Consider the following 12,988-nt stretch of genomic DNA (forward strand, 5'->3'; position numbering starts at 1 on the left):
CCCGGGGCCGCGCAGGATTTTGACAACCGTTCCCCTTTTAGACAATCGCCCCTTCAAGATAGAGCAGGAATGCCTTTTGATCAATCCGGCTCCCGGCATAGCCTGTTAACGACTTGTCTTTTCCAATCACGCGGTGGCAGGGGATCAGGATCGGAACAGGATTTTTCCGGTTCGCCTGCCCGACGGCCCGCACGGCTTTCGGGTTCCCGACAGCCTCAGCGATGTCTTTATACGAGCACGTTTCCCCATACGGAATTTTTTTCAGCGCTTCCCAAACCGCCATTTGAAAGGGAGTGCCGGAGACAGAAACCGGCACATCAAAACGGGTTCTTTTCTTTGCAAAATACGCTTCCAGTTCACTGGCTGCGCGCAAAAGCAGCGGGTGGCGGGGTTCCGGCATACCCTCTTCATCTGTTTTGCCGAAAGAAACGGCCGTAATGCCTTTTTCATCAGCCCTTACTGTTAAAGGTCCGATTGGGCTTTCCAGCCAAATAAAAGCCATTTTCATCACCTGCTTCCTGCTGCACGGGAAGAAAGATATGAAAAGTTGTGCCTTCCCGTACTTTGCTTTGGACTTGAATGAAGCCTTTATGCTCCTTTATGATTTTATAACTGATCATCAAACCAAGTCCGGTTCCTCTTTCTTTTGTCGTATAGAACGGCTCGCCCAGCTTTTCAATTTTATCGTCCGGGATGCCTTCCCCTTCATCGCGAATGCTTGTATGGACCAGCCCTCTTTCCTTTTCGTAACAAATCTTGATATCTATTTTTCCTCCGTCCGGCATGACTTCTATTGCATTTTTAATGATATTGATAAAGACCTGCTTAAGCTGGTTGCCTTCGCAATAAACATCCGGAAGCCCATCGTCAAAGCGGCAGGAAATCTGGATATTGTGCATCAGCGCTTGCGCATTCAGCAAACCAATCGTATCGCGCATGATTTTCCGGATATCATGATTTTGGAACTGGATTGCCTGCGGCTTTGCCAGCACCAGAAAGTCGGTAATAATTGTTTCAATTCGCGCCAGTTCCGATGTAATCACGTTAAAATATAATGAATGCTCTTCCTCTTTCATGCTGTTTTGCAGCAGCTGGATAAAACCTTTCAAAGCTGTCATTGGATTGCGGATTTCGTGGGCAATGCCGGCCGCGAGCTCCCCGACAATATTCAGGGTATCCGATTTGCGAAGCTGCTCCTGCATCGCCCTTCTTTCAGTAATATCCCGGATGACCGTTAAATTCATATTTGACGTCAGGTTCCCTTTTGACGTAATCTCATAATATTTCGTTTCATTGGCTTTTGAAGCAGTAAACAAATAATCTGCCGTCCCGTTCTCTTTTAACTGAAAAAGATGGCGGAGAAAATCTTTTTGCATTTTTTCGTCATTGGTAAGCAATAAATTCTGGATTCTCTTCCCGATCGCATCTTCCCGGCTGCAGTCGAAATAGTTTGCAGCTGCAGGGTTGATATCGACAATTTTCAAATCCCAGTTCCATAAGACCATCCCGTCGATCGATCCTTCGAACACTTTCCGGAACCGTTCCTCACTGTCCCGCAGCGTCTGTTCCATCTTGTAACGGCTGCTCACGTTGCGAAAAATGGTCATATGGTAATTTTCCGCGCTAATATACCGGGATGTAAACTCGAGATGCTTCAGCTGCCCGTTCGGCATTTTAAACAGCAGTTCTTCGCGGGCCGCCGGGATTTGGTTTAGCCTGTCGAACTTCCGGCAATTCCCACCGTTTTCGACATAAACAAAATCGCTCAGCTTTTTCCCGACAAACTCTTCCATTGTACACTCGAAAATTTTTAAAGCGGCTTCGTTCGCCAACAGGATCTGGCCGTTTTGATCCCAAAATACAATTGCATCCATTGCTTCCAAAAAAAGGGTTCGGTAAAGCTGCTCATGATCTCTTAATACAAGTCCCCTTTTCTTTTGGCTCATAAACTGATCTGTTCCCAAATTTGTTCTCCCCTTCTTCATAAGAAGCATGCCCCTGAATTTATGATATTTCTGTTCACAACAAATGTCTGGAAAAGTCTGCTGCATAAGGGTTTCCAGCTGCTATTTAAGAACATATTCTTTTTGAGAAGATATGTCAAATGAAATTGGCAAGATGGATGATATGGTGATAATTCGTGGTCCAACGGGGGAATTCCTGCTGCCATTTCCGCAAAAAAGGATGGCGGCTGCCATCCTCATTTTTTATTTTTTTTTGCATTTTTTCTTTTTTTGCCGGTTCCGCTTTCAGCCATGATTTCATATATCTTCCCGGCATTGATGTCCCCGAATTCCAGCCCCGCTTCTTCCCGGACATTTTGTTTCCTGCGGTTCATGAACGCCCTTTCCTGCCTTTTTTTGAATTCCGGTTTGCCCCTTTCACCGCTTCTTCCCCGCGGGCAAATTCCGTGGAGAAAGCTGTTTCAGCCAGATTCTCTTTCGGGGTTTTGTTATTTTTCGCGGCTGCATCAAATTCCGCTTTTCGTTTCGCCATGCCGTCCCCTCCATTTCAGGTTGCCTGCATCATTAGCATGCCCGCGCACCACCGCCCTTATGGCTGCAATATCTGTCAAAACCGGCTCAGGGTGCATGCAAATACAACTGTTTCCAAACATAATTCTTTCCTGCAAGCCGATACTATTCATAAAGGCTGAAGCCGCAATACGGGCGGCAGAAAGAGGAGCCAATTTTTTAAAAAAAGGAGAATGATGATGGCGAGAAACAGCAATAAATTGTTGGTACCGGGGATTGATGCATACATGGACCAAGTAAAGTATGAAATTGCCCAAGAATTTGGCGTGCAGCTCGGATCGGATACCGTATCACGGGCAAACGGATCGGTAGGCGGAGAAATGACAAAACGGCTCGTGCGCGAGGCACAATCCCGCCTTTTGGGGCAAAATCCGGAATAAAACAAAAACCGGCAAAGCGGGATTCGCCTGCTTTGCCGGTTTTTTTACATCTGTTGCTGCTTTTTACCCGATTTCCCGGCGGATTGCGCCTCTTTATTGCGATTTTTTTTGCGGACGGAGAAAAAATAGCCGCCCGCTGCGATCGCAAGCATCACCGCCCAGAAAATCAGTTTCCACAAAGCGGACTCCGGGAAATGTTCATCAATCAGCCCGACGCCCGGGTGTGAAAGCGTGAAAACGAGTAATTTCACCCCGACCCAGCCGACAATTAGAAAAGCGGCATCTTCAAGGCCCGGATATTTTTCCAGCAGGCGGACAAACCGGTTAGCAGCAAAGCGAATTAGCACCAGCCCGATCACCCCGCCTAAAAACATAACGCTGAACTGTCCGCCGTTAATTCCCCCGATTTGAAACGAGCCGGCCGGGGACAGCGTCACAGCCATGGCCACAGCTGCAAGCATAGAATCAATGGCAAACGCAATGTCGGCGAGTTCCACTTTAAAAACGGTCATCCAGAAAGAAACCGGCTTCGATGCGGCTTCGGCAAGTTTCGGGCCATTTTCCCGGTGCTTTTTTACAAAATGGTGGATCATAATAAAAAACAAGTAAGCGGCCCCGACAGCCTGAATCTGCCATATGTTTGCAAGAAACGAAATGAGAAACAGGGCAGTAAACCGGAATACAAACGCGCCCAGAAGCCCGTAAAAGAGCGCTTTTTTCTGCTGGGCGTGCGGCAAGTGCTTGACCATTACCGCCATCACGACTGCATTATCTGCAGCTAAAATCCCTTCCAGTCCGACCAATACGCATAACACCCATGCATATTCAAGCAGCATTGTAAAATCCATTCCACATAGTCCTCCTTTGCCGGCACCCGGAACCATTGCCCTTACGGATCAAAAGTGGCATTCCGGCCCAAGGCGCATCCCGGCGTGATAAGTGAAGTGCCACTTTTGACAATTTCCTGTAAAGACAAAAAGCAAGACCTTTGCCTGTACAGGCAAAGGTCTTGCTAGACATCCGAATGGTGCCAACAAAGCCGATGACCGCCGAAACGGATCATGTAATGACGACTTTGTTTTAAGTGTGCCATGCACACTTAACGCTACTCCCCTTTGACAATTGTCAAAAGTATTCTGTTATTTTAATTATATGGGATCCGTCCATTTCCGTCAACTATTTTTATGCGATTTTCGCGTTAAAATTGTGCGGAGCAGCCCGCCGGCCAAAAGTCCAGGGATGGTGCAAAGCATCGGGAAAAAAACAGGCCCGAGCATCTTTTGCCGGACGATAACCGCAGGGGAGAGCATTAATCCGAGCGTTACAAAGTAAGCAGCAAACACAAAAGGCAGATAACTATACGGCTGAAGATTGCCGCGGGCCATTTTATATGCATCCCACATGGCAAAAAAGTATAGACAAGGATAAAACATCAGCCATCCGTAATCGACAATGTTGCCGGCTTCCCTTGTTCTTCCGAGAAAACTGAGCATGATCGCTTCATTAAAACGGCTGTTCACATTAATCAGAAACTCCATAAAAAGAAACATGATGCCCTTCACATAACGGCCCGCCAAAAGCTGGGCAAACCCTGGCAAGGCAATGTTCCAAACAATCGCCTCAAGCGGTGCTAATTTTTTCATGCACATGCCCCTTTAAAGCTGAAGTTGGCTAGTCATAATCCTCCCGTTTTTACGTGTTCTTATCATGCCCCGGAAAAATGCAAAAAACACTGTACGGCAAAGCCGCACAGTGTTTTTTAATTCATCGGATTATACAGTTTAATGTCGGGATGCTTGTCCGTGAACCAGCGCAATGCAAAATCATTTTCAAATAAAAACAACGGTTTCCCGAAACGGTCTTTCACAAGCAGACTGCGCGAACTGGAAAGGGATTCGTCCACCGTATCCCCCTCAACCCAGCGCGGAATTTTGGAACCGATCGATTCCATTACGACATCGGAGTTATATTCATTTTTCATGCGGTGTTCGAACACTTCAAACTGCAGCTGCCCGACCGCCCCTAAAATATAATCTTCCGTATGCCATGTGCGGTACAGCTGGATCGCGCCTTCCTGAACGAGCTGGTTGATCCCTTTATGGAAACTTTTTTGTTTCATCACGTTTTTCGCCGATACTTTTACAAACAGTTCCGGTGTAAATTGCGGCAGCTTTTCAAATTGGACCGGCTGTTTCCCGGAGAAGATTGTGTCGCCAATCTGGTATGTGCCGGTATCATACAGGCCGAGAATATCGCCGCTAACCGCTTCTTCAACCGTGCTCCTGTCATCCGCAAGAAACTGGGTTGACTGGGACAGTTTCATTTGTTTTCCGGTCCTTGCAAGCGTGACGGACATGCCGCGTTCAAATTTTCCCGAACAAATGCGGATAAACGCAATCCGATCGCGGTGGGCAGGATTCATATTCGCCTGGATTTTGAACACAAAACCCGAAAACTGTTCGCTTAACGGATCCACCACCCCTTCTTCCGTCTTTCTTCCTTGCGGTGGCGGCGCAAATTGAAGATACGTTTCCAGAAATGTCTGCACGCCGAAATTTGTCAGGGCACTGCCGAAAAAGACCGGCGTCAGCGTGCCGTTTGCAATCCGTTCCTCCGAAAATTCATTGCCCGCTTCATCGAGGAGCATGATTTCTTCCAACGCCTGGCCATACAGCGCGTTTTCTTTGATCGGGGCATCCCCTTCCACTTCGCCCGCTTCATTTAACGTGAGAAACCGGTCCCCTTCTTCCACGCGGAACTGCTCGATGCGGCGGTGATAACGGTCATAAATGCCGAGAAATTCTTTGCCCATGCCGATCGGCCAGTTCATCGGATACGATTCAATGCCGAGGATTTCTTCCAGTTCAGCCAACAGCTCAAGCGGCGGCCTCCCTTGGCGATCCAGTTTATTGATAAACGTAAAAATCGGAATCCCCCGCATCCGGCACACTTTAAACAGTTTAATCGTCTGTGCCTCAATCCCTTTTGCAGCATCAATGATCATCACAGCGCTGTCGACGGCCATCAGTGTCCGGTATGTGTCTTCACTGAAATCTTGGTGGCCAGGCGTATCCAAAATATTGATCCGTTTTCCCGCATATTCAAACTGCATAACGGAAGAAGTAACGGAAATGCCCCGCTGCTTCTCGATTTCCATCCAGTCGGAAGTCGCAAATTTCCCGGTTTTTTTACCTTTGACCGTCCCGGCAGCGCGGATGGCCCCGCCAAACAGAAGCAGCTTCTCTGTCAATGTTGTTTTCCCGGCGTCCGGGTGGGAAATAATCGCAAAAGTCCTTCTTGATAACACTTCATCTTTAAATCCTGCCATATGTCAGTTCCTTTCAATCATGTAGAGTAGGTTTATTTTTGCATCGTTTTTTTACATCGGCCCTCACCTTTCTAATGAACAGTTAAACAATGCACAAATCATCCGGCCATTGGAGACTGTACATAAGCATACAACAGTTTTTCCTTATTCTCAATGGAAGAAATCTGCCGGAAAGGCCGGGTTCTTCTTGCCTTCATGGATTGCCGGATGCCTTCAGGCGCGCATCAAAAACTGCCGGATGCATTCTGCTCCCCGTCCGGCCCCGCCCAAGGCAGTACCACGGTGAAAACAGTGCCTTCCCCGGGTTTGCTATCAATGGAAATGTCTCCGTTATGCTCTCTTACAATCTGGTAACAAACCATTAAACCAAGCCCGTTGCCGCGCTCTTTTGTCGTATAAAAAGGCTGGCCGATTTTTTCCAATTTTTCCGGTGGGATCCCGATTCCCTCATCCCGGATCGCAACGGCTGCACGTTCCTCGGCCACCGAAAGTTCAACGGTCAGCGTTCCCCCTTCTTCCATCGCCTCCAGGCCGTTTTTGATTAAATTCACAAATACCTGCTTCATTTTTGAATCGTCACAAGAAATAAAAATGGGCTGCGACGGAAAAACCGTCTCAATTTGGATGTTTTTTCCGTACGATTGCGTCTCCATTAAAACAAGCACTTCATCAAGCAATGTTTGCAGGCAGCAAACTTTCATATCCGATGCTTTCGGCCTGCCGAGAAAAAGCAGCTCGCTTGAAATCATTTCAATCCGTTCAATTTCATTTTGCATAATATCAAGGTAATTGCCTGTATCAATCACACCAGCCTGCATCAGCTGCAAAAAACCTTTAATCGAAGTGAGCGGATTCCGGATTTCATGTGCAATGCCCGCAGCAAGTTGTCCGACCATGGACAGTTGTTCAGATGAAACAAGATAATCGTATAATTCCTTGACGACCGTCATATCCTTCGTCAGCAAATGGATATGAGGCTTTTCGCCATACTTTAAATCTTTAAAGATGGCATAAGTCGACTCCACCCATTTGTAATCGCCGTTTTTCGATTTCATCCTGTACATGAAAAGGCCCATTTCTTCTTTCTCTCCATTTAGAATGCCTGCCCATTTGTTGTGGTCATCGTGGTGCATCAAAGCAGAAAAAGGCCTTCCTACCCAGTCGCCGGCATCAAAACCCGTTACCGTCTGCATATCAGAGGAAATGCTTTTTAAAATACCGTCCATTCCGACAACAGCAGAAAAAAGATGAAAGCGGAGCGGGAGATCCATAAATTCATAATGTATTTTTCCGACACCCATATTTTTGCACCTGCCTATCTTTCTATCAATCCGTATTTCAAGCTTTTTTTGAAATGAACTTTCATGCTCAATATATGTCTGATGAAGACCGGGCATTCCTGTGATTATGTATATATATTTCAACTATATATCTTTTTCAACAAAAATATCCATTTATTTATAAAATTTTATGTCGAATCCTCACTGTTTATCAACCGTTTCGACATGTGATACAATGAACGTATCAAGATAAAATGAGAAAAGGAAGCGATGCTATGCGTTTTGCAACCGTTGGAACAAGCTGGATTACCTCTGCTTTTATTGAAGCAGCAAAATTATCCGGAAAATTAACCCTTGAAGCCGTTTACTCGCGCAAAAAAGAAAGCGCTGAACAAATGGCGGAAAAACATGGCGCACCGAATATGTTTACGGATCTTGAAGAAATGGCAAAAAACGAGAACATTGATGCTATTTATATCGCGTCACCAAATGCGCTCCATTTTGAACAAGTGCTCGTTTTTCTGAAAAACAAAAAACATGTCATTTGCGAAAAACCGATTTTTTCGAATACGGAAGAATTTAAGGAAGCTTTTCGTGTTGCCGATCAGAACGGTGTATTTTTATTTGAGGCAATCCGGAATATCCATTATCCGAATACTGCCCTTTTAAAAGAAAAATTAAAGGATGTTGGCCAAATCAGAACCGGAATTTTCCAATATGTACAATACTCTTCCCGCTACGATAAATTCCTTGCCGGTGAAGAGCCAAACGTATTCTCGCGGAACTTCTCCGGTGGGGCATTAATGGATCTTGGCGTCTATCCGCTTTCGCTTGCGGTCTGGTTATTCGGCGCACCGAAAGACAGCCGGTACTTCCCGGTCCTTTTGCGGAACGGCATTGACGGGGCTGGCACCCTTGTCCTGCAATACGAAGGGTTCAATATTACCGTGATCTGCTCAAAAATTTCCCATTCTTATATTCCGAGCGAAATCCACGGCGAAAAAGGCAGCATTATTATTGAAGGCATCTCAGAATTGGAAAAGATGAAGTTTGCCGATGTGCGGACAAAGGAGCCGGTCCTCTTCTCGCGGAAGCAGGAAGCGCAAAATATGATGTATGAAATCAATGATTTTGCCGATATCATCGCGCAAAATGACAGAAAAACGTATGAAACCTTGCGCCAGTCCAGTTATGAAGTCCTTTCGGTTATTGAAAAATCGCGGAAACAAAACGGGATTGTCTTTAAAACCGACAGAAACTAAAAACCGTTCCAGGAAAAAATCTGATTCTGGATCGTACCGTGCCGTTTAAGCGCAAAAACCGGGCAATAGACCCGGGGAAATTTTGAAAACAGACGGCAGGGGCAAGAAGCGAATCTCCTTGTCCCTGCCTTTGCGTTTTTAAAACCGGAGAAAACCGGGACGGCCGGGGGGAATGCCGCCTGGTGCTATCGTTATTAAACCAGATAAAGCCGGGAAAGTTACCACCATTCGCAACTTGTTTATAATTATTATTGTTTAATATTGACTTTTAAATGACATATATTATAATAAGAGTATAGCAAGACCAAAACCGGGGAGGAATGAAAATGTATATTGAAACAGCGTTAAACGTGCAAGTTGCAAACTGGAGCGTCCTGTATACAAAACTGCACCACTACCACTGGTATGTAAAAGGCCCGCTGTTTTTCACGCTGCACGTAAAATTTGAAGAACTGTACAACGAAGCTGCTACGGTGGTCGATGATTTTGCAGAACGCATCCTTGCGATCGGCGGAAAACCGGCTGCTTCTTTCAAAGAATTCCTTGAACTTGCAACCATTGAAGAAGCAAAATCCGGCTTAACCGCTGAACAAATGGTGGAATCTCTTGTAAAAGACTACAAACAGATCGCCGTCGAACTGAAAAAATTGATCGCACTTGCCGAAGACAATCAGGATTATGGCACGGCTGACATGGCGACAACGCTCGTGGAAAACGTTGAAAAAACCATCTGGATGCTGAGCGCGCTGCTCGCTGTACCGGTTACGCAATAAACCCCCAAAACGGCCCTGTTCTTCAAGAATGGAGCCGTTTTTTTCATGCTGCAAAATGGGCGCCGCTTTTTCGATCTGGCCTTTAGAATGCTGATAACCGCCTTTTCATTGTCTGATTTAATACATGAAGCCCCGGCACCCATTGCATGATGGCGGCTTTACAGGCAAAAGAGCAGCAATATTCCGTTCATATATGGTAAAGCCAGCCGCATATGATGCGGGCACGAATCTTCCGGATGGGGCCACGCCGTTTCAAAAACCGGCAGCGTGACAAGGCCTGCGGTTCCGGATAAAATGGAAGTAGCACAATGCGAAAGAAGGCTTTTCCCATGCATGTTTCCATCTTGATTACGATGTTTTTAACCGGGCTTATTTTAGGCTTTATCGGCGCAGGCGGCGCGGGCTTTATCATTTCCCTGCTGACAATTTTATTCGGCGTTTCGATCCATACCGCGCTTGCGACTGCTTTAACAGCCATGATCTTTTCTTCATTTTCCGGGGCGGTAAGCCATTACCGAGAAGGCAATGTCTCCATTAAAGCAGGCATTACAACCGGCATCATAGGCGCTGCCGGAGCCTGGGCCGGATCCCATGTCTCCGCGCATATTGCAAGCGGCGAACTAAAATGGCTCACCGCCGGCATGCTCATGTTCTCAGCCTTTCTGCTCTGGCTCAGAATGTTTTTGCTGCAAAAGCAATCCATCCAGGCAAAAACCCTTCCGTTCGGGCCCCGTTTTGTGACCCGCTCGCTGTTGCTCGGCATCGTAACCGGCGCGCTCTCAGGGATGTTCGGGATCGGCTCGACACCATTTATCCAGCTTGGCTTAATGATCCTTCTCGGCTTATCCGTCCGCCAGGCTGCCGGCACAACCATGATGGTCATTATCCCAATTGCAATAGGCGGCGGACTCGCCAGCTTCCAGCAAGGGACACTCGATCTTGGGCTCCTTGTGGAAGTCGTCATCGGCACAATGTCCGGCGCATACATCGGTGCCAAATTTACAAACCGCGCCCCCGTCTCGCTGCTAAAGTCTTCGATGATTGCCGTTCCAATTGTCGCAAGCTTGCTGCTGATTTTATGAAAAAGGGGCTGTCCCAAAAGTCGTTAGACGGCTGATGGGAGCCCCTTATTTTTGTAAGGACGATACAGTTGGTTGATCGTGAAGTCACTATTTCCAAAAGCATTTCGCGATCTTCATTGCATGAGCCAAAATGGGACTGCCCCTTCCCGCTTTAAAATCACGGGAAAAAGGGACTGGTTCAGGCCGCAAACGATGTGCCGGCATGAAAAAATGAGCGTTTCATCACGGAGTTTTCTTTCCCCCGCTCGGTTAAACGGCTGCAGCCGGCGCCAGTTCCATTGCCGGCCCAAAAAATTCATAGCGGATATTTTCTTTGGCAACGCCAAGTTCCGTTAAAATCTGCACTGCATTTCTCAAAAACGGAACCGGTCCGCAAATATAACAAACCGTTTGCGTGGTTACAATCTTTTCCAAAAATGCTGTGGAAAGATGGCCTGTGAAATCGCAGCCGCTGTTTTCGTGAAGGGGATGCCCGTACCCAAAATAATAATGCCCGTTTTCAAGCTTTTCAATATGGTGCTTTGCTTCCTCTTTAAAAGCATGGAATTCTTCATTGCGGGCAGCATGAATAAAATGGACTTCACGTTTAGAGCTGGCATCCGCTAAAGCTTCCAGCATACTCATCATTGGTGTCAAGCCAACCCCGCCACTAATCAGGGCAATCGGTGCAGCCTCATCGTCAAGTGTGAAGACGCCGGCCGGTACGCTGATCTCCAGCTCGTCCCCCACTTTTACTTGATCATGTAAATATGTTGACACCTTCCCGTTCGGTTCATGATCTGCTTCCCGTTTCACCGAAATCCGGAAATACTCATGCCCCGGCCCGCATGAAAGGCTGTACTGGCGGTTAAACAGATATGTTTCGCCTGGAATTTTCACTCTTAGTGTAAGGTACTGCCCCGGAAGATAGGATGGCACCGGGCCCCCGTCCGTAGGTTTTAAATAAAAGGAAGTAATAACATTGCTCTCTTTTACCTTTTTTACAACTCTAAACGGTTTAAAACCGTCCCATCCCCCTCTTTGGGTTTCAGCTTCTTGATACATTTTTTTCTCGACTTGAATGAAAACATCAGCAATGGCCCCGTATGCTTCAGCCCAAGCCTGTAAAACCTCTTCCGTGGCCACATCTCCTAATACTTCTTTAATGGCTTTTAGTAAAAATTCCCCGACAATCGGATAATGCTCCGGTTTAACGCCCAGGCCACGGTGTTTTTGTGAAATTTGTTCCACAACCGGCAAGATGGTTTCCAAATGGTCAATATAAGAAGCCGCCGCAAGTACGGCATTGGCGAGTGCTGTTTGCTGCCTTCCTCGTGATTGATTCGTTTGATTAAAAATATTCAGCAGCTCGGGATGTGCTGCAAACATCGTTTTATAAAAGTATGTAGTAATGTCCGTCCCTTGTGTTTTTAATACGGGCACAGTTGATTTTACGATCTCAATGGTTTTCTGCGATAACATGATTTCCACTCTCCAAATAGTAATATTTAAAATATATCTTTAAGATAGTGCTCCTTTGTTTTTAAAGCAATATTTTAAATACATCTTTAATAAAGTTGTCACATTTTCCGAAAAGGAAAAAATGAGCGCCATTTTCGATGGGAACGGGTATAATGGGGTTGGCAGGTGATACAAATGCGTTTAACCCATTACTCTGATTATGCTTTGCGTGAATTAATCTATCTTGCTTCAATGGAAGAAGGAAAATTAGCCAGCATCAAAGAAATTGCGGATGCCTACAACATCTCAAAAAATCATTTAATGAAAATCACATACGAGTTAAGCAAACTCGGGCTGATCAAAACAGTGCGCGGAAGGAGAGGCGGCATATGCCTGAACAAGCATCCCCGCGAAATTAATGTCGGAAAACTGATTCGCATAACAGAAGATGATTTTAAATTAGTCGAATGTATGGAAGATGGGGCTTCCGCCTGTATCATCTCCCCCGTTTGCGGATTAAAGCATGTTTTAAACGAAGCCCTCATCGCTTATCTCCGCGTGCTCGACAAATATACACTGGAAGATTTAGTAAAAGACCCCCTGTCCTACCGGCAGCTGCTTGCACACTAACAACCAGGGCCGCACTTTTGAAATGCCCGGCCCTGGTTAAACCGGAATTTTTAACGTTTCCTTCCCCACTATTATGCTTAAGTCCCCCCTCTCCCTCTTTATTTCCCTTTTATTCCGAAAAATGCCCATTCCAAAAAAATTTTGTCTATCGCTCCCAAAAAGTGTTAAAATGATAGATAAATTATATAGGGCTTGCTGAATAAGCAAAAATTCCAGATTTGACAAGGATTTTGGCTACTTTTGTCGAATATAAAGTGTAAGGATTTCAAAGGAAACACG

General features: G+C 46.1%; 14 protein-coding genes and 1 riboswitch. Of the genes, 5 read left to right on the forward strand and 9 right to left on the reverse strand.

Going from position 1 to position 12,988, the window contains the following annotated elements:
* Positions 1–37: 37 nt before the first annotated feature.
* The 4 genes from ABR335_RS12040 to ABR335_RS12055 all read right to left on the reverse strand — a co-directional run bounded on the left by ABR335_RS12040 (position 38) and on the right by ABR335_RS12055 (position 2,496).
* Positions 38–508, reverse strand: a complete 471-nt coding sequence (locus tag ABR335_RS12040; protein ID WP_328229492.1) for a methylated-DNA--[protein]-cysteine S-methyltransferase — start codon at positions 506–508, stop codon at positions 38–40.
* On the reverse strand, positions 450–1,964 hold the full coding sequence (locus ABR335_RS12045; RefSeq protein WP_350346181.1) for a PAS domain-containing sensor histidine kinase: 1,515 nt from the start codon (positions 1,962–1,964) through the stop codon (positions 450–452). The genes ABR335_RS12040 and ABR335_RS12045 overlap by 59 nt, the downstream gene beginning before the upstream one ends.
* A gap of 236 nt (positions 1,965–2,200) precedes the next feature.
* On the reverse strand, positions 2,201–2,338 hold the full coding sequence (locus ABR335_RS12050) for a hypothetical protein (protein ID WP_014095639.1): 138 nt from the start codon (positions 2,336–2,338) through the stop codon (positions 2,201–2,203).
* Positions 2,335–2,496, reverse strand: a complete 162-nt coding sequence (locus ABR335_RS12055; protein ID WP_014095640.1) for a hypothetical protein — start codon at positions 2,494–2,496, stop codon at positions 2,335–2,337. The genes ABR335_RS12050 and ABR335_RS12055 overlap by 4 nt, the downstream gene beginning before the upstream one ends.
* A 217-nt stretch (positions 2,497–2,713) precedes the next feature.
* Between ABR335_RS12055 and ABR335_RS12060 the strand changes: the two genes are divergently transcribed.
* Positions 2,714–2,914: an alpha/beta-type small acid-soluble spore protein gene (locus ABR335_RS12060; protein ID WP_350346182.1), complete on the forward strand. Its 201-nt coding sequence runs from the start codon at positions 2,714–2,716 to the stop codon at positions 2,912–2,914.
* Between the two features lie 44 nt (positions 2,915–2,958).
* Here ABR335_RS12060 and ABR335_RS12065 read toward each other — a convergent pair whose 3' ends face one another.
* From ABR335_RS12065 to ABR335_RS12080, 4 genes are all read right to left on the reverse strand, one after another.
* Complete coding sequence (locus ABR335_RS12065; protein WP_035189554.1) at positions 2,959–3,762, reverse strand: TerC family protein; 804 nt, start codon at positions 3,760–3,762, stop codon at positions 2,959–2,961.
* A 129-nt stretch (positions 3,763–3,891) separates the two neighbouring features.
* Positions 3,892–4,040, reverse strand: a riboswitch (yybP-ykoY riboswitch).
* 46 nt (positions 4,041–4,086) lie between these two features.
* A complete protein-coding gene (locus tag ABR335_RS12070; protein WP_035189556.1) occupies positions 4,087–4,557 on the reverse strand; it encodes a hypothetical protein in 471 nt (156 codons plus the stop codon).
* 116 nt (positions 4,558–4,673) lie between these two features.
* A complete protein-coding gene (locus ABR335_RS12075; RefSeq protein WP_035189560.1) occupies positions 4,674–6,242 on the reverse strand; it encodes a peptide chain release factor 3 in 1,569 nt (522 codons plus the stop codon).
* A 224-nt stretch (positions 6,243–6,466) separates the two neighbouring features.
* Positions 6,467–7,543, reverse strand: coding sequence for an ATP-binding protein (locus tag ABR335_RS12080; RefSeq protein ID WP_110133903.1), 1,077 nt, complete (start codon positions 7,541–7,543; stop codon positions 6,467–6,469).
* Between the two features lie 254 nt (positions 7,544–7,797).
* Here ABR335_RS12080 and ABR335_RS12085 point away from each other — a divergent pair, with 254 nt between their 5' ends.
* The 3 genes from ABR335_RS12085 (at position 7,798) to ABR335_RS12095 (ending at position 10,639) form a co-directional block, all read left to right on the forward strand.
* Positions 7,798–8,784, forward strand: coding sequence for a Gfo/Idh/MocA family protein (locus tag ABR335_RS12085; RefSeq protein WP_014095646.1), 987 nt, complete (start codon positions 7,798–7,800; stop codon positions 8,782–8,784).
* Between the two features lie 326 nt (positions 8,785–9,110).
* Complete coding sequence (locus tag ABR335_RS12090) at positions 9,111–9,557, forward strand: Dps family protein (protein ID WP_013858877.1); 447 nt, start codon at positions 9,111–9,113, stop codon at positions 9,555–9,557.
* Positions 9,558–9,886: 329 nt separating this feature from the next.
* A complete protein-coding gene (locus ABR335_RS12095) occupies positions 9,887–10,639 on the forward strand; it encodes a sulfite exporter TauE/SafE family protein (protein WP_014095648.1) in 753 nt (250 codons plus the stop codon).
* A 249-nt stretch (positions 10,640–10,888) separates the two neighbouring features.
* Here ABR335_RS12095 and hmpA read toward each other — a convergent pair whose 3' ends face one another.
* Positions 10,889–12,100 carry an NO-inducible flavohemoprotein gene (gene hmpA / locus ABR335_RS12100; RefSeq protein ID WP_350346183.1) on the reverse strand — a complete coding sequence of 404 codons (1,212 nt, stop codon included), beginning with the start codon at positions 12,098–12,100 and terminating at the stop codon, positions 10,889–10,891.
* A gap of 174 nt (positions 12,101–12,274) precedes the next feature.
* Between hmpA and ABR335_RS12105 the strand changes: the two genes are divergently transcribed.
* Complete coding sequence (locus tag ABR335_RS12105) at positions 12,275–12,709, forward strand: Rrf2 family transcriptional regulator (RefSeq protein WP_017552135.1); 435 nt, start codon at positions 12,275–12,277, stop codon at positions 12,707–12,709.
* The last annotated feature ends 279 nt before the right edge of the window (positions 12,710–12,988 follow it).

This window comes from Heyndrickxia faecalis, from assembly GCF_040267745.1.
GTDB lineage: Bacteria > Bacillota > Bacilli > Bacillales > Bacillaceae_C > Weizmannia > Weizmannia faecalis.

Bases quoted from the DNA above. Each gene is read 5' to 3' on its own strand.
- ABR335_RS12040 (WP_328229492.1), bottom strand. From the start codon at position 508: ATGAAAATGGCTTTTATTTGGCTGGAAAGCCCAATCGGACCTTTAACA.
- ABR335_RS12050 (WP_014095639.1), bottom strand. From the start codon at position 2,338: ATGAACCGCAGGAAACAAAATGTCCGGGAAGAAGCGGGGCTGGAATTC.
- ABR335_RS12055 (WP_014095640.1), bottom strand. From the start codon at position 2,496: ATGGCGAAACGAAAAGCGGAATTTGATGCAGCCGCGAAAAATAACAAA.
- ABR335_RS12060 (WP_350346182.1), top strand. From the start codon at position 2,714: ATGGCGAGAAACAGCAATAAATTGTTGGTACCGGGGATTGATGCATAC.
- ABR335_RS12065 (WP_035189554.1), bottom strand. From the start codon at position 3,762: ATGGATTTTACAATGCTGCTTGAATATGCATGGGTGTTATGCGTATTG.
- ABR335_RS12070 (WP_035189556.1), bottom strand. From the start codon at position 4,557: ATGAAAAAATTAGCACCGCTTGAGGCGATTGTTTGGAACATTGCCTTG.
- ABR335_RS12075 (WP_035189560.1), bottom strand. From the start codon at position 6,242: ATGGCAGGATTTAAAGATGAAGTGTTATCAAGAAGGACTTTTGCGATT.
- ABR335_RS12080 (WP_110133903.1), bottom strand. From the start codon at position 7,543: ATGGGTGTCGGAAAAATACATTATGAATTTATGGATCTCCCGCTCCGC.
- ABR335_RS12085 (WP_014095646.1), top strand. From the start codon at position 7,798: ATGCGTTTTGCAACCGTTGGAACAAGCTGGATTACCTCTGCTTTTATT.
- ABR335_RS12090 (WP_013858877.1), top strand. From the start codon at position 9,111: ATGTATATTGAAACAGCGTTAAACGTGCAAGTTGCAAACTGGAGCGTC.
- ABR335_RS12095 (WP_014095648.1), top strand. From the start codon at position 9,887: ATGCATGTTTCCATCTTGATTACGATGTTTTTAACCGGGCTTATTTTA.
- hmpA (WP_350346183.1), bottom strand. From the start codon at position 12,100: ATGTTATCGCAGAAAACCATTGAGATCGTAAAATCAACTGTGCCCGTA.
- ABR335_RS12105 (WP_017552135.1), top strand. From the start codon at position 12,275: ATGCGTTTAACCCATTACTCTGATTATGCTTTGCGTGAATTAATCTAT.